The following is a 16359-nucleotide window of genomic DNA, read 5'->3' on the forward strand; positions in this document are numbered from 1 at the left end:
CTATGGCTTATCCAACAGCAATAGATCGCTATACCGAGAAGCTGAATAAGAAGCCAGACGGCAGTTTTTACACCATTGAAGAAGCCATTACGCTGACAGATGGCAAATACGAAGGTCCACTGGCCCATGACAACATTGCCATTAGCTCGATCAAAGCGTACACAGGTCCGTTGTTCACGGGAAAGGCCATTACTGACTATGTTGTATCCATTCCTGCGGAGACTCCGTGGAAAAGGTTGCTGAGGATCTTTTCCGATTCGCCGAAGGTTTATGTGACGTATCAGACGCAAGGTGATCAAGTAGAAGCAGACGATATTAACTCTGTTCAATCGGCTATTACGGCTACTCAGAACGAAGTAGATCGTTACAAGCTTGCGAATGATGCACTGACGGGTAATTTGAATAGCCGACTGACCGCTGGAGAATCTTCCAAGGCGGATAAAACATATGTGGATACTCAACTGTTAACAAAAGCGGACAAAGCTTCAATCTATACGAAAAGCGAGACGGATCAGCGCATTCAGAATGTAATTGGCGCGGCGCCTGAGGCGCTGGATACGCTTCAGGAGCTGGCGGATGCCCTGAACAATGATCCGAACTTTGCCGCTACCGTAACGACACACCTTGCTGGCAAGGTGGACAAAGCATCTGGAAAAGGACTTTCTTCGGAAGATTACACAGCAGCTGAGAAGAATAAACTGGCAGGAATTGCTACGGGAGCTAATAACTACACGCATCCGTCATCACATCCGCCGTCCATGATTGCACAAGATGCAAATAACAAATTTGTCTCCGATACGGAGAAAAACGTTTGGAATGCTAAGGCTAGCAACTCAAATGCGACCGCATCCACAGCCGGACTTATGTCTTCTGTAGATAAAACCAAACTGGACGGAATTGCCGAAGGTGCTCAAGTGAACAGTGTGTCGAGCGTAGCGGGCAAGACTGGTGCAGTCACGCTATCGAAGGCGGATGTCGGACTTGGCGGCGTCGAAAATTATGGCGTTGCCTCGCAAGCGCAGGCGGAAGCCGGGACAGCCGCCAATCTGTATATGACGCCTCAAAGAACGGCGCAGGCTATTGCCGTAAGACTGAGTGGTACTGGCAATGGAGATATGCTGAAGTCCGTGTACGACACCAATGACGACGGCAAAGTGAATGCAGCCGATGCGGCTGACAGCGTACCTTGGACAGGGGTATCGGGAAAGCCATCTACATTCCCACCAACTGCTCACCAGCATAGCGCGGCAGATATTACGGCTGGCACGATGGCAGCAGCCCGATTGCCTGCGGCATCCGCGAGCGCTGCTGGAATCGTACAGCTATCAGCGGCTGTTAACAGCACCAGCACAACGGTTGCCGCAACGGCCAGCGCGGTTAAAATCGCTTATGATTTGGCGGCAAGCAAGCTCTCTACGGGTGTTTCTTGGGGACAATTGCGAGGTGATTCCTGATGGTATACGGAGAATCACAACATGGGCTTTTTTCGTATGGCAGTTCATTGAAAGCTGCAGAGCTGCCAGAAACAGAGAAGGTACAGCTTATCGATTATTTGCCTCATTATTGGCGGCAAATCCGCGATATGGTTGAGCTTCAAGCTACATTGTCGGAAGAGGTTGGACAAGCTTGGTCGAATGGTGCCGACGGTTTGCTCCAACAGTTCGTATCGACAGCGACTTGGGGACTCGATAACTGGGAGAAGGAACTGGGCTTGTCGACAGACATCTCGATGACGCCGGAGTGGCGCCGCGAGATCATTATTGCCAAGCTGCGCGGTCACGGCACGTTAACCAAGCAAAAGCTGATTGCTATTGCCTCTGCGTTCTCTGGCGGTGAGGTTGATGTGAAGGAGTTTCCAGCAGAAAATCGATTTGTCGTTCAGTTTATCGGCATACTCGGTGTTCCTGCTAATATGGCGGGCTTCGTCCAGACGCTGGAGGCGATTAAGCCGGCACATCTTTCCGTATCTTTTGTCTACACATTTACGACTTGGGACATGGTGTCTGGCCTCAATTGGCAGCAAGCGGGTACACGAACTTGGAATCAATTAAGAACATACGGGGGTGAGTGATCGATGCAATTAACACCGAATTTGAAATTAAAGAAGCCTGAAGGAACAGACAACGTCAACATCGATGACTTTAACGGAAACGCGGATCTTCTGGATGCCGCGATTACGGGGAAGGTCGATAAGGTCACAGGGAAGGGGCTTTCTACGGAGGATTATACATCAGCGGAGAAGTCCAAGCTTGCTGGTATTGCGGCGGGGGCGAATAACTATGCGCATCCAGCCTCTCATCCTTCCTCTATGATTACGCAGGACGCTAGCAACCGGTTTGTAACGGATGCGGAGAAAACAGCGTGGAATGCGAAAGCTGGCACAGCTCAGGCTACAGGCTCTGCCGCAGGACTAATGTCGGCAGCGGACAAGAGCAAGCTCGACGGCGTTGCAGCAGGCGCTAACAATTACGTGCACCCGGCGACACATGCTCCTTCTGTTATTGCGCAGGACGCCAACAATCGCTTTGTAACGGATGCGGAAAAAGCGACATGGAATGCGAAAGCCAACACGACGGCGGCTACGACAACAACCGCAGGTCTCATGTCCGGCGCGGATAAGTCGAAGCTGGATAGTGTAGCGGTGGGTGCTCAAGTGAATACCGTGACAAGTGTAGCGGGAAGAACGGGGGCAGTTGCGCTGGCAAAGGGCGATGTTGGCTTAGGAAATGTCGACAACGTTCAGCAAGCGCCGCTTGCAACGTATAACGCTCATTTGGCCGATTACGTTCGTCAGCCTGGTTATGGAACAACGGCGGGTACAGGTGTGGCATACACAGTAACATTAACTCCTGCTTTGACTGCATATGCGGATGGAGTGGCTGTTGCAATCAAAACGCATGTTGCAAATACGGGAACGGCAACATTAAATGTCAATGGTCTGGGGGCCAAATCGGTTCTGGATTCTAAAGGCAGAGCTCTAATTGCAGGCAAGCTAGCCGCCAGCGGTGTATACACGCTTCGTTACAATGGCACGGCTTTTATCTTACAGGGTGAAGGGGGTGATTATGGAACCGCAATCGCTGCGGACGTTCTTGCTGGTAAGACGATCGGGACGGATAATGGGATTATTTCAGGAACAATGGTGGATCGGGCTGGAGATACCGCGGCATTATCAGCTGCTGTAAGCGGCACTACCTTAAGGCTAAGGACATCAGAGGGTTATCGGGATGGAATCAATGACTTCGTGACAGCGACGGCTGCTCAGCTAAATGCTGTAGGCATTGGTAACATTGAAATGGCGCGAGTCTTTGTCCAGAGCACGTTTCCTAACAATCCACAATTGCATGATATCTTGGTGAAAACATCAAACTCTATCAGTAACTACGTCATTTCGGACAATATCAATGAAACTAAAGTAAATGGAAATGCTCAAATTCTGTTCACTGAACCTGTTGTTAAAGGGACTGTACAAAAAACCAAAATTGTCACAACTGATACAACTGGCAAACAACGAATTATAAACGGGTTGTTGGAGATTTATGGACGCTTAAGTATAGCTAAACTATGGAATGGCTCGAAATGGATTTATGAAGATGCATATTATTATAATGGTACGACATGGGTCAAGTTCAGTTCAGCAAATAACTATGATGTTATTGTAGCAACAAATAGCATATCAAATTCATTAAAAAAGTTCGATTCTACTATGAATGCCAAATGGAGCAGTAATGTTGCTTCATATCATCCTGGTAATAATTACACGCATTTAGCGATGGACGAAAATGGAAGTGTTTACTGGCATGGTCATGTTACTAATAATGTTGATATTGGTTTTTATATTTCGAAATACGATAGTAATGGTAATAGACTCATTTCTGCGTATGTTCAAAGTAATATAAGAAGTTTTGCTGTAGGAAATAAATACATGTATTGGGGGACTGGCAACTTAAATCCAAATTTTTCAGTTGTGCAGGTAGGTCGTAGAAATAAAAATGATTTAACAGCTCCACAAGGAACTAACCATCTCCATTATTACGATACATCAACTATTTTTAGTTTAGAAGCAAGTTCTGCAGATATGTTGTACGCTGCATTTAATTTATCTGGATCGCTTGCTGTAAAGCAATTTGACTGTAGTAGTGAAAAAGATGGTGTTGTCTTTATTAAGTCTACTTCAGGATCTTCGAAGCCTTTTAATACTCAACCTTTTGGGATTGCCCTCAGTGCTGACGGTCAATATGTTTTTATTGTAAGTGGTACTCAAATTAGTAAAAAAAGAACTAGCGATTTTTCGGTTGTTGGTACGGACGTAGAGTCCAATAGAGGTGGTCTTGATTTTAAAAACATAGTTTGTGACAGTGAATATCTTTATGTTACTAGTGAGGCAACTAAGACGTTTGAGAAGTACAGACAATCCGACATGTCTTTTATTTTATCGGGTAAGGCACAATGGCTAGCAAGTGAAAATACCGCTCAATGTATTGATATTACCCCTGATGGCATTGTTTCTATCGGCTTGGCATCAGGTCATATCTATAGATACGATGCGGAGACTGGGAATCTACTTTCCACAAGTACGCCGATGGGTAATCAGATAATCAGATCAATAATTTCTCATCCACGTATCGGTGCATTCCCAACATTTTGGTAAGAATATAAAGGAGGAATTTACATGCAGTATATTAACGTACTAGAAGGTCCACGTGAAAAACGTCCGGTTGATGTCATTTGGTCAGAAGAAGGGTTGGCTTATGCTAATCGTAACGGTATTAATACAAGTAAATTAATTAAAGTAGATGAGCTTCCTGAACCTGCTAGCAATCCTGGTGAAGCTCCATTGATGTATTACAATGAAATCACGAATGAAGTGTTCTACGATTACGTCCCAATCCCGCTAACAAGTGAACAAAAGATTGAGCAATTGGAAGTGCAACTTGCCGCTGCTGAAGAAGCTAAATTAACAACTCTTGAGGCTGTTGCTGAGTTGTATGAAATGATGAATGGAGCTAAGTAGGTTGATCTAATAATGATCATCTATCAGGCTCTTTTTTTATCCAAAATTGAGGAGGAATAATAATTATGGCAATCGTATCAGTATATGCTGCTCTTGTCGCAGCAGGCAGAAGAGGATTTTCTCAAGTACCTGCCAACCTTCAGGTTGCAGTTGAATCTGAGCTTCAGTCTCAAGGTCTTGGTGTCGATGGTAAACCGGTGGGCTCCGCATAAGCGGAGCTCTTTTCATATTTTCATAGAAAGAGGGGGAATGTTATGTCAGGTAATACAGGAGAGATGTTATCGGAGATCCGAGAGAGGATCGTTCGTGTCGAGACGAAAATCGATGTGATGACGGAGACGAAGGAAACGGCTATGGTAGCAGCCAGAAATGCCGCAGAAGCGCTACAAAGCGTAAAGGCGGCACATCATATTATTAATGACGTACAGGATAATCAAAAATGGCTCTGGAGAACGGTCATTGGCGGAATTGTGGCAGCTGTCGTTTCCTTCTTTTTTCGGGGTTTGTAATATGTATAAGGAAGGAGCAATCGCATGAAACCCACAGGAGTTACGAAACCCGAACTAATCATCGATCCCGGGCATGGAGGCAGCGACCCGGGAGCTAGCGGGAACGGGATTGTGGAGAAGGCCATGAATCTGGATATCTCGCTGTATCAGTTCCAGCGCTTCAAGGAGCTTGGCGTTAAAGTCGCGCTGACCCGTGACTCGGACCTTACATTAGCGTCATCGGTCCGAGCCGAGCTGGTGAAGAACAGCGGGGCGAAATATTGTATCAGCAACCACATCAATGCGGCGCCGTCGAGCGCCGCTTTCGGTGCGGAGACGATATATAGCGTTTACTCTAACGGTAAAATGGCTACAGCCGTGCTTAATGCCATTAAGAATGAGGGACAGCCGACCCGTAGAGCATTTTCCCGATCCAATGAATCGGGCGGGGATTATTACTTTATGCACCGTTTGACCGGGGCAGTAGCAACGGTCATCGTGGAATATGGTTTTTGCACAAATCCATCTGATGCGGATAGGCTCAGACAGCATTGGAAGAAATACGCCGAAGCGGTCGTGGAAGGGTATTGTCGTTTTGTCGGGCATTCCTATAGCCCGCCCAATCTCTCTCCTGCCCAGCCAGTGCCGAGTCCACCAGCGGAGCCGGCCCAGCCGGAAGGCTTCAACGACATTCTGGGCCACTGGGCAGAACCGTCCATTCGCAAAGCAAACCAGGTTGGGCTGCTGAATGGCGTATCACCCCAGCGCTTTGCACCAGATGAACCTCTGACTAGGGCGCAGGCCGCAGTGCTGCTGGACCGTCTTGGACTGCTGGAAAAAGGAGGAGCGCTGAGTGATTAACGAATTTATTCAATATGTAACCGAGGAAGCGCTGGTCCTGATGCCGGTGCTTTTTATTATGGGGCTGCTGCTCAAAAATACGCCGCGAGTTCCTAATTGGACGATTCCGTGGGTACTCCTGGTAATCGGTATGACTGGCGGTATCGTCATTGTCGGTTCGCCCGTCCAAGGTATTATTCAAGGTGTTCTGGTCACAGGAGCCACAGTATTGACTCATCAATTAGTTAAGCAGACAACCGAGAAGTAGGGAGCAAGGCTATTTTCTACCGGAATATCTAAAATGTCGATATTTTATCACTTGCTTATATAAATTTATATAGATTATGCTTGGAATCATATGTTAGATCTGATTGGTGCTACTGTAAATTCTGCCACGCAGACAATATATTTGTAGGCAGAGAATAATCAGTTGATATAAATCATGCTGCGCATGAAAAATACAGGCAAGCTAGGTTTTATGATACAAAAATCGAAATGATGCAGGCTATTAAAGGAAGGGGAGAAGAGAAAGAACCATGAACCTTCACACCAACAAATGGATTCAATACGGCGTGATAGCCCTGTATCCGGCAGTGGCATTTGGGTTGTTGTTTTTCGGAGAGTACCTATTGCGATCATGGATGATTCCGGTGCTCGCCGTCTTGTTGTTTTGTTTCCTGTGGAGGGGCATGCGGCAAGTGCTGTGGTCCAACTTGCTGCTATGGGTGGCCGCCTTGCCGATTTGGCTCTTCTCCCTTGAAGCAGGAGGAGGGGAGCAAATGATGGCTAATCTGGCCTTTATCATCATGATGTTCCTTCCAGTACTTTTAATCCCGCAGCTGCTCATTGTTGATATTCGCAATAGAATTTACGATAAGTTTGTCCGTAAGCAAGCATAGCCGGCTTCATAGGTAAAGCTATAAACTTCTTGTAAACGCAGCCTTGCGACTTCAAGTCAGCCCCGCACAAATCCACACAACCAAGAGCCCTCTCAAGGAGAAGGCCGGAATGATTGCCGCATCATGATCTCTTTCAAAAAGTATCATGCAGCGAATAGCCATTCCGAGCTTTCGCCCCTTAGAGGGCTCTTTTTCATGCTTAAAAATCACACTAAACGTTATGATAGCTGACGCAACATTTATGACAAAAATGTTCACCAATGATTAATACAGGGAGCGAAAAAGGATCAAACAGGGAGCATTCCTGTAAAAAAGGCCCATTGTTATCGCTTTCTTACTTTTAAATCCGATTTTACAGATGAGTACCGTTGGGATAGGGTATTAGAACAAACAAAAAACAATTATTGGTTACATGGGAAAACACTTCTTGATATAGGCTGAACTTGGATCGAGCTGGCGATTGCCCGGTCTTACCTTCCTAACGATTTTAAAACCCCGTAACCAGGAAGGAGCGAATGTCCATGTATTTGATGCTATATCTGACGACGGGGAGCTTTCTTTTGTTTCAAATGCTGTACACGGTAATTCCACTCCTGTATAGCAAGGTGAAGAAGCTCGATATCACCTTGGATGAAAAATCTCTATCTGTCTTAGTCCCAGCTTACAACGAAGAGAAAACGATTCAAAATTGCCTGGATGCGATGGACGGTCTGCATTACCGCAATTATGAAATTATAATCGTCAACGATGGCTCCAGAGATCGTACCTTCGACCGGCTGCAGGAACTGCTGGATCTTCGCATCAATTACCGCAAGCCGAATCTTCAGTTGAAGTATAAGCGGGTTCGTGGATTTTACCAGTCCGCGCTGTACCCGCATATCTTTGTTCTGGATAAGCTGAATGGCGGCAAGGCAGATTCGCTGAACGCCGGAATCGATTATGCAGATGGCGAGATTGTCATTACGCTGGACGCTGACAGTATGCTGGAGTCTAATTCGCTCAAGTACGTCAACCAGTATTTTCATGATCCAACGATTGTAGCGCTGGGCGGTACGGTCAAGATAGCGCAAGGAGCGAAGCGGAAAAACGGCGAAATTCACGAGACCTTTACAGGCAAAGGAATCGTACGCAGCCAAATGATCAACTACATCCATAGCTTCTACGTTAGAAAGCTGACGCAGTCATACTTCAACTCCATCGTCGTGATTTCCGGCGCATTTGGCGCCTTTTACAAAGAGCTGATGTATGAGGTCAACGGCTTCCGCAGTACGGTTGGCGAGGATATCGATATCACGCTGAAGATTCATGAATATATCAAGACACACAAGCTGAACCAGAGGCTAGTCTACGCGCCGGAAGCCGTGTGCTACACCGAGTGTCCGGAAGATTTGAAAAACTTCTACAAGCAGCGCATCCGCTGGCAAAAGGCGTTTGTAGACTGCGTGCTCATCTATTGGTCGAAGCTCTCTCGCAGTTTTAAGCCGGGCATCAGCATCTTTTTTGCTATTGACGGTTTCATTATGGGGACGGTGACTGTATTTACAACCTTCTTTTATTTGATCGATGCGGCATTCTCCGGCAGCAGTCTATTGATCGCCTTCATGCTGTTCATCATTACTACCATCATTAACGCCTTGCAGCTCGCCATATCCTTTCTGCTATGCAGGAAGTACGGCAGCCATTTCACGCTATGGGAGTATACCAAGATGATGGTGTTCAGCCAGTACGATTTGATCTCATACAGGCTGGTGCTAATGTACGTCAACATCATCGGCACAATCAAATATTTCGATAACGATAACGGCTGGGGCTTTGTCGAACGCAAAGGCGTCGCTTCCATCGGACGCAATACATCGGCTAGCGCCAGATAATTGGACGGAGGCAGAACATGAGCAGCGCAAGCACCGCCAAAGTGGCGGGAAAACGAATTATTTATATTGATTTATTGCGTATTATTTCCATTGTAGCCGTCATCGTGCTGCATATCTCGGCTTCGCTGCTTACCCGTACGAATGATTTCTCGACGACTTCCTGGTGGGTCAGCAACGTGTTCAATTCGATTTGCCGATTCGCGGTGCCGGTATTCTTCATGATTAGCGGCGCGATGATTCTGCGCTCGGAAGTGAAGTCTTTGAAGGAGTTTTATTTGAAAAGGGTGTGGCCGCTCGTCGTAGCCCTGCTTTCCTGGTCGCTCATCTACGGGTTGTTCTATCAATATTATTTGTTGAAGAGCAAGATGAACGCACTGGAGTTCGTTATGGACTTCGGCTACAAGCTGCTCACCGATCAGAACTATGTGCATCTCTGGTTTCTCTACGCGATTATCGCGGTGTACATGACCGTGCCGCTTATCTCCAAATTTGTGAAGGCCTGCAGCGAAAAGGATCTGCGCTATTATTTGCTGCTATGGTTCATCGTGAGTATTTTGTACCGGCTTGTCTCGGATATCATTTATCGATTAACAGAGCAGTATTTCTATATTGCCAGTATGAACATTCCGTTTTTTATGGGATATATTGGTTACTTTATACTGGGTTACTACTTATTCCACTATGAGTTGCCGACGATATTGAAGCATATTTTGTACAATTTGGGCATCTTATCGTTCGTATTAGCGCCTGTTCTGACATATGGCGTATCGAAGCTCAGCGGTACGCTGGATGAAATGTTTTACGGCAACTATTCCATTACAAGCTTTCTAATGGCGGTAGGACTCTTCCTATTCTTCAAGGAGAAAGACGCAGCCATCTCGCGTAAAACCAACGACAAGGTGAGGAAAGTAGTCAGTTCCGTCTCCGGGGCAAGCTTCAGCATCTACTTGATTCATTTGCTGGTGGAGACGATGGTTGCGCGCAGTGTAGGAATAGAGGCGTCTTTCATCGAAACGGCGGGAAGTCTGATCTTTAATCTGACGGTTGTATTCGCAATTAGTTACCTTGCGGTCAAAGTGCTTAATCTGAGTCGTTATGTGACGGCGGTATTATTCGGCGGGAGAGGGTGACGAATCTGAGAGCGAACAAAGCAGTCAAAATCAATGCATGGACAAAACTTATTGTCGCAGTCGTATTTATCGGCTTGGCCATCTACTACGTGCAAGGCATCGGCGGGGAAGAGAGGCGTGTTAACACCGTATATATCGAAGCTTGGCGAGATCCGGCTAATGTGAAGCTGACGGAGAAGGGTGTCGATATCGCCTTTGTTGCCTTTGCGAAGATTGCGGGCACGGACTTGTTTTTTCATGAGGATGAGGCGGCTAACGAACAGATAAAAAACAATATCAAACAGTTGAAGGCAAGCAACCCCGGGACCAAGCTGGTCTTAGCGGTCGGCGGTTACGGCGTGGACGGCTTCTCCGATGCGTCCATGGATGGTACACGTTACTTGTTCACCCAAAGCATCATTGAATTGGTGAAGGAATTGGATTTGGACGGAGTCGATATCGATTGGGAGTTCCCCGCACATGACGGCTGGGGGACGGTGAAAGCAAGTCCCAAGGATACGGTCAATTTCACCAGCTTAATGAGGGAGCTGCGCGAGAAGCTTAATCTGCTTCCTCATAAAGGGGACAAGCGGTATATTCTGACGTTCGCAGCGGGTTCGCAGGACTGGTACTTTGACAAGGTGGAGTTGAAGGAAGTTGAGAAGTACGTCGACTACATTAATGTCATGACCTATGACCTCACGGGCAGATGGTCAGACAAGACAGGCTTCAACGCTAATCTGTATACCGATAGCCAGGAGCAATCGCCGCTCAGCATTGACCGGATTATTACGGATTACTTGAAGCATGGCGTGGACAGCAAAAAACTGCTGCTTGGCATACCGGCTTATTCGTATGGCTGGTCGGGTGTGAAGAAGAAGGATGATGGTTTGTTCCAGACGGGCAAGCCGATTGATATTGTGAAGACGGATCTCAGCTATAAAACCATTGTCGCCGATTATTTGAACAAGAATGGCTTTCAACGTTATTTTGATGAAGAAGCAAAGGCGGCGTATCTCTATGACGGCGATACGTTCATCAGCTACGAGGATCCGGAAGCATTGAAAGCGAAGATTAATTACATTAAAAAGAAGAATTTAGCCGGTGCAATGGTATGGGAGTATGCCCAGGACGCGGAGAACGGCATTATTCAATATTTGACGGATAACCTGAACAAAGACTGACCTTTCCGGTATGCTGCCGGGTAAGGGAGGGCTGGTCTTATTTTCAGCGATTGTCGGACATGATCTACCCATACGCCTCTCTTAATCTTGCATATGATGAAGTAAGCATGATAGAGAGGAGGATCTACATGTCCACAAAAGCAGAAGTTAGTGGTTTGAGGAATGGCAGAGGGGTTGCCGGAGTATCTACAGGGCGCCGCAGACATCACCGGAAGCATCATCACAGACATGATGATTTTGCAGTGGAAGGCATTCAAGACATGGGGGCTGATTTAAGCAGATCATTCGCCAAGCTGCGGAAGCGCTGCAAAGCCCGCAGACTGGTTGCTGCCATTCGCCATTGTGATCGCAGAGCTGTCAACGAAATATTTGACTGGAGATGCCGGGAGATTTGTTTCTTTCGCAAACCTGGATTTGATTGTGTGAAGATCAGCTGTTGCTTTGGACGAGGCTCCGCATTCGTCACTTTTGATATTTGTGTAAGAAGCTTACATCGTTGTCACGGTTACGGTAATCGAGGCGGCTACGGTTTCTATTAATTCGCGGGACTTCTTATCAATGCGAGAAGCCCGGTCTGCATGGAGCAGACCGGGCTTTTCACGGTTTTGTCAGGTTAGCTTGGCTAACTGGTTCATAACATCAATATAGTAGGTAGTCTCTCGCGGCACGAACTCGCTCGCACGGATGACGCAGATGTCAGGCGCGAGACGGTAGCCCCCCGTTGCAGGATCTTCGTTCAACCTCATGCCTCTGACTGACAATTCGTCTACTGATCCCTCCAGTAGTCTAATCATATCAGCAATAGTAGCTTCATAGACGCCGACCACTTCCTCAGGCTGCAGGCGAAACGCTGCCAGCGGCAACTCGCATACAAGCGCGAATACGTCGCTAACCTCCCGGTCGATGATCGTCATTCCGCGCACTATGCCTTCTGCTTCCTCACGGATTTGTCCAAGTGGGACAAGCTCGTCGAACTCGGCCTGGATGCCGAGTTCTTCCTCTAGTTCGCGGACGGCGTCCCGGATCGTCTCGCCGGCCGTCAGATGGCCGGCCGCAGTAGTATCGAAGCTGCCCGGATTGGTATCCTTGCTAAGCTGACGTTGTTGGAACACGACATATGGATGTCCTTCGATTCGTCTTGTCAGCCAGCAGTGGAACGACCGATGCCAATACCCGTGCTTGTGGGTGTCGGAGCGGGTCGCCGTACCGATGGGATTCATCGCTTCATCATAGATATCGAATCGTTCCTCAGCCATTAGCTGCGGTCTCTAACTGCGAAGTGCAATGCTTGCAGCGGGTAGCCTTCACAGGCACCTGGGACATGCAGTACGGGCACTCCTTTTCTGTTGGCTCTGCTTTGGCTGCAGGGGGAGCTTCCTTCTTGCGGCGCAGCGCATTAATCCCTTTGACCAACAGAAAGATACAGAATGCAACGATCATGAAGTCGAGGATAGTATTAATGAATTCTCCGTATCGAATAACAGCCGGGGCGGCATCGCCAGCTGTTTCTTTGCCGAGTGTAATCTGCAAATCTCGGAAATCCACTTCTCCGAGTAGGTATCCGATAGGAGGCATAATCATGTCGTTCACCAGGGAGGTGACGATCTTCCCGAACGCGCCCCCGATAATGACACCTACCGCAAGGTCCACGACATTGCCCCGCATCGCAAATTCTTTAAATTCGTTCACAAACTTCACGTTCATCATTCCTCCGTTTTTTTCTCAAATCCCTATTAACTCTAGTATGAACCAAATCTAGCATTGCTAATCCGGAATATCAAGACCTAACCATGAAGGACGAACGCCCTATTTCAACAAAAAGCGTCAGGATATCCTCGAAAGAAAAAGGATATTTTGGTAATTTGTCGAACTCACTTAAGATGTAACCTATTCAGTAGCAGAGGAGGAGCGCAAGTGAGCCATCCTATTTTGTACGGCAACCCTTACTATTTGCTGCTATCTCTTTCGATCATGTGTTTTGCCTCCTTTACGATGATGAGTATGATTGACCATATGAAGCCGCAAGCGGAGCGTCAGTCTGTGTATTGGATGCTGGGTGCGGCGTTAGTATTCAGTCTGGGGTTATGGACGATGCATGTCGTATCCATGATGGCCTCCGACTATATACTGGTCGTAGACTGGAGCATGATTGCGACATTCGGCGCATGCGTGGCTTCTACATTCGCGGCCTTGTACATTGTATTTCATCGTGCCGATATTTCGCGGTTCTGTGAAGGGATTGCGGCCTTCGTGCTTGCCTGTTCCGCTATGCTGCTCCATTATCTGTCCATTCTTTCAAACTCCATTCAAGCTTATTCGATTCATTATGGCTGGTTTGCGCTTTCCTTCGTTATCAGCTTCGCCGGTTCGTATACTGCCATCCTCTTGCTCAAAAAGAAACCTGCTTCCTATAAACTTATCAATGGCATCGTGCTCGGAATTTCCAGTATGGGCATGCATCAGATTGGCATGCATGCGATGACAATTCAATATCGACATCTTATGACGATGGAGCGATTCAACGAATATTTGCTGTTGCTTGCGTTCATTCTTTGCATGACTACGCTTCTTATTATTAGCTTCAGCTTGACGACATGGTTCAATATTAAGAAGTTTTCGGTCATTCACGGACGGTATAAGCTGCTGGTCGAGAACTCGTTGGATACCATCGCGCTGATTAAGGATGACAAGTGGGAGTATATGAACCCATCCGGACTTGCGTTGTTCGAGGCGAGACATGAACGGGAACTGATTGGTGTCAGTGTGTATGAAATGCTGGAGTCGAATCACCATGCCGATATCGCAGAATGGATGGATGCGGAGCTTCCAGCAGACGGAGCCCCCGCTCTGACGACCGAGCTCAGATGGAGAACGCTGCGAGGCAGACTCATTCATACGGAGATGGTGCGAGTTCGCGCTTCCTTCTATGGCGCGCCAGTTGAGCAAGTTATTATTCGGGACATCTCAGAGAGGAAGAAGAATGAGGAACTGCTTATCAAAGCTGAGAAGCTATCCATTGCGGGACAACTGGCGGCTGGAATTGCCCATGAAATTCGGAATCCGCTCACTTCTCTGAAAGGGTTCATGCAGCTTCTCTCATCGGGCCGGATTCATAATAGCCATTACTACACCATTATGAAATCCGATCTGATCCAAATTGAGACCATTATCAGTGAACTGCTAATGTTGTCCAAGCCTCAAGTGTATGAGTACGCGCATATCGATCTTAGAGGGCTGCTTATGGAGGCGATCTCCAGCTTGAGAGCGCATGCGGATATGTATCGGGTCAAATTGGAGTACGGACAGGTCCAGCATCCAATATGGGTAATGGGGGTTCAGAGCCAATTGAAGCAAGTGTTCATTAATGTCATTAAAAATGCGATTGAATCGATGCAAGACGGCGGCACCGTTCGTGTAGACGTAGGCGTAAGCGATCGGGGAATGAACATTATCCGTATTCGCGATGAAGGGTCAGGCATCTCGAAGGAACAGCTGGCGAACATGGGACAGCCCTTCTATACAACCAAAGAAAAGGGAACGGGCCTCGGCCTCATGGTCTCCTACAAAATAATCGATAATCATGAAGGCTTTATCACTGCTGATAGCGAGCTGGGGATTGGAACGACCTTCACCATCCGACTGCCCCAGCGTTGTCCGGCAACAGGCAAGCTGGAGCTACTCAATCGTCATGCATAAGTTGCAATCACCCGTCATTACGTGGTATATCTCTAGTATACAAACATACGTTCCTAAGGGGTAGAAGGTGTTCTATCCTTTTGATGAAGGAGATTAGAGATGGCAGAACCGCTAAAGTTGATGTATGACGGTGAATTCCTGGAGCAGTTCGGGACAAGAGTGAAGGAAGCCTGGCAGCCGTTCGATGTGCAGCGCTTTCTGAATGAGGCAAGAAGAGAGGATTGGGCGGAGCTGGAGTTGAAGCCCCGTATTCGCAGAATTGCCGAGGCGCTGGGAGCTGTATTGCCAAGCGACTATCCCGAAGCGCTTGATGTGCTGTATCGAATAGATGCGGATTGCGTAGGTTTTCCTTATCTGTTCTTCCCTGACTTTGTAGAGGTATACGGAAGAAGGGAGGAGCACTGTGAGCGGTCCATGGAGGCACTCGCCAGGTTCACTAGGCGCTCCAGCGCGGAATTTGCTGTAAGACCGTTTATTATGGAGCATCCGGAGCGAATGATTCCACAATTGCTGGAATGGGCCGATGATTCGGACGAGCATGTCCGGAGACTTGCGAGTGAAGGCTCGAGGCCAAGACTTCCCTGGGGGCAAGCCATTGAGATGTTCAAGAAGGACCCTTCACCAATGATACCGCTCTTAGAGAAGCTGAAGAGGGATCCTTCCTTGTATGTGCGCAAAAGTGTCGCCAATCATTTGAACGATATCGCCAAGGATCATCCCGAGCTTGTCTTGTCTGTTGCCGAGAAGTGGTTGGGGCAGCATGAGTGGACGGACTGGATTGTCAGACATGCTTGCCGTACGTTAGTGAAGCGCGCCGATCCGCGAGCTATGGCTCTATTCGGATATGCTGCTCATGATGAATCTGCTGCTTCATTGGTGCAAGCTGCGGATTTGACTCTATCCGACTCTAATATTTCCATTGGTGAAGAAGTGCTGCTGCATTACCGCATTCAGTTCAAAGATGACGGCTCTTCGGGGCGATTCAAGCTCCGGGTGGAATATGGCATTGCATTTGTGAAGTCAGCTGGCAAAACCTCGCTGAAGCGATTCCTGTTGTCGGATCGCGAATTCAGTCCAGGCGAGGTTATTGAACATACGAGAGTGCATCGATTTGCAGATTTGACAACACGTAAGCATTACCCTGGCACGCATGTCGTCACGTTATGGGTGAATGGCATAGAGACAGCCAGAACGGAGCTTGAGCTTCGTTCCGAATAGCAAGAGAAGGACGGGAGCGGCCTGGCGTATAAGCCTGGCT

Annotated in this window: 17 protein-coding genes; 15 read left to right on the forward strand and 2 right to left on the reverse strand. The window is 47.6% G+C overall.

Going from position 1 to position 16359, the window contains the following annotated elements; translation table 11 throughout:
* Positions 1-2 precede the first annotated feature (2 nt).
* The 13 genes from DX130_RS26985 (at position 3) to DX130_RS26215 (ending at position 11944) form a co-directional block, all read left to right on the forward strand.
* A complete protein-coding gene (locus tag DX130_RS26985; protein ID WP_240644561.1) occupies positions 3-1454 on the forward strand; it encodes a phage tail protein in 1452 nt (483 codons plus the stop codon).
* A complete protein-coding gene (locus tag DX130_RS17895; protein WP_116047677.1) occupies positions 1454-2071 on the forward strand; it encodes a putative phage tail protein in 618 nt (205 codons plus the stop codon). Before DX130_RS26985 ends, DX130_RS17895 begins: the two co-directional genes overlap by 1 nt.
* 3 nt (positions 2072-2074) lie before the next feature.
* The gene (locus DX130_RS26715; protein WP_206098847.1) at positions 2075-4651 is read left to right on the forward strand and encodes a hypothetical protein; all 2577 of its coding nucleotides are present in this window, start codon (positions 2075-2077) and stop codon (positions 4649-4651) included.
* Between the two features lie 21 nt (positions 4652-4672).
* Positions 4673-5014: a hypothetical protein gene (locus tag DX130_RS17905; protein WP_116047679.1), complete on the forward strand. Its 342-nt coding sequence runs from the start codon at positions 4673-4675 to the stop codon at positions 5012-5014.
* Between the two features lie 65 nt (positions 5015-5079).
* Positions 5080-5226 carry a CD1375 family protein gene (locus DX130_RS26515; RefSeq protein WP_165861343.1) on the forward strand — a complete coding sequence of 49 codons (147 nt, stop codon included), beginning with the start codon at positions 5080-5082 and terminating at the stop codon, positions 5224-5226.
* 42 nt (positions 5227-5268) lie between these two features.
* The gene (locus DX130_RS17910) at positions 5269-5523 is read left to right on the forward strand and encodes a hemolysin XhlA family protein (RefSeq protein WP_116047680.1); all 255 of its coding nucleotides are present in this window, start codon (positions 5269-5271) and stop codon (positions 5521-5523) included.
* 24 nt (positions 5524-5547) lie between these two features.
* Entirely contained in the window at positions 5548-6363 is an 816-nt protein-coding gene (locus DX130_RS17915; RefSeq protein WP_116047682.1) for an N-acetylmuramoyl-L-alanine amidase, read from the forward strand.
* Entirely contained in the window at positions 6356-6610 is a 255-nt protein-coding gene (locus tag DX130_RS17920; RefSeq protein WP_206098848.1) for a phage holin family protein, read from the forward strand. The genes DX130_RS17915 and DX130_RS17920 overlap by 8 nt, the downstream gene beginning before the upstream one ends.
* A gap of 268 nt (positions 6611-6878) precedes the next feature.
* Positions 6879-7241 (forward strand): hypothetical protein, encoded by a 363-nt coding sequence (locus tag DX130_RS17925; protein ID WP_116047683.1) that lies wholly within the window; start codon positions 6879-6881, stop codon positions 7239-7241.
* Between the two features lie 521 nt (positions 7242-7762).
* The gene (locus DX130_RS17930; protein ID WP_116047685.1) at positions 7763-9112 is read left to right on the forward strand and encodes a glycosyltransferase family 2 protein; all 1350 of its coding nucleotides are present in this window, start codon (positions 7763-7765) and stop codon (positions 9110-9112) included.
* A gap of 17 nt (positions 9113-9129) precedes the next feature.
* Complete coding sequence (locus tag DX130_RS17935) at positions 9130-10242, forward strand: acyltransferase (RefSeq protein WP_116047687.1); 1113 nt, start codon at positions 9130-9132, stop codon at positions 10240-10242.
* Positions 10239-11405, forward strand: coding sequence for a glycoside hydrolase family 18 protein (locus DX130_RS17940; protein WP_240644562.1), 1167 nt, complete (start codon positions 10239-10241; stop codon positions 11403-11405). Before DX130_RS17935 ends, DX130_RS17940 begins: the two co-directional genes overlap by 4 nt.
* A gap of 128 nt (positions 11406-11533) precedes the next feature.
* Positions 11534-11944, forward strand: coding sequence for a hypothetical protein (locus DX130_RS26215; protein ID WP_133297947.1), 411 nt, complete (start codon positions 11534-11536; stop codon positions 11942-11944).
* 69 nt (positions 11945-12013) lie between these two features.
* Here DX130_RS26215 and DX130_RS17945 read toward each other — a convergent pair whose 3' ends face one another.
* Both DX130_RS17945 and mscL read right to left on the reverse strand, forming a co-directional pair.
* Positions 12014-12661: an NUDIX hydrolase gene (locus DX130_RS17945; protein WP_116047688.1), complete on the reverse strand. Its 648-nt coding sequence runs from the start codon at positions 12659-12661 to the stop codon at positions 12014-12016.
* The gene (mscL, locus tag DX130_RS17950; protein WP_116047690.1) at positions 12654-13112 is read right to left on the reverse strand and encodes a large-conductance mechanosensitive channel protein MscL; all 459 of its coding nucleotides are present in this window, start codon (positions 13110-13112) and stop codon (positions 12654-12656) included. The genes DX130_RS17945 and mscL overlap by 8 nt, the downstream gene beginning before the upstream one ends.
* A gap of 207 nt (positions 13113-13319) precedes the next feature.
* Between mscL and DX130_RS17955 the strand changes: the two genes are divergently transcribed.
* A complete protein-coding gene (locus DX130_RS17955; protein WP_116047692.1) occupies positions 13320-15101 on the forward strand; it encodes an ATP-binding protein in 1782 nt (593 codons plus the stop codon).
* Between the two features lie 99 nt (positions 15102-15200).
* Positions 15201-16319 (forward strand): DNA alkylation repair protein, encoded by a 1119-nt coding sequence (locus DX130_RS17960; protein ID WP_116047693.1) that lies wholly within the window; start codon positions 15201-15203, stop codon positions 16317-16319.
* The last annotated feature ends 40 nt before the right edge of the window (positions 16320-16359 follow it).

Source organism: Paenibacillus paeoniae (assembly GCF_003388735.1).
Classification (GTDB): Bacteria; Bacillota; Bacilli; order Paenibacillales; family Paenibacillaceae; genus Pristimantibacillus; species Pristimantibacillus paeoniae.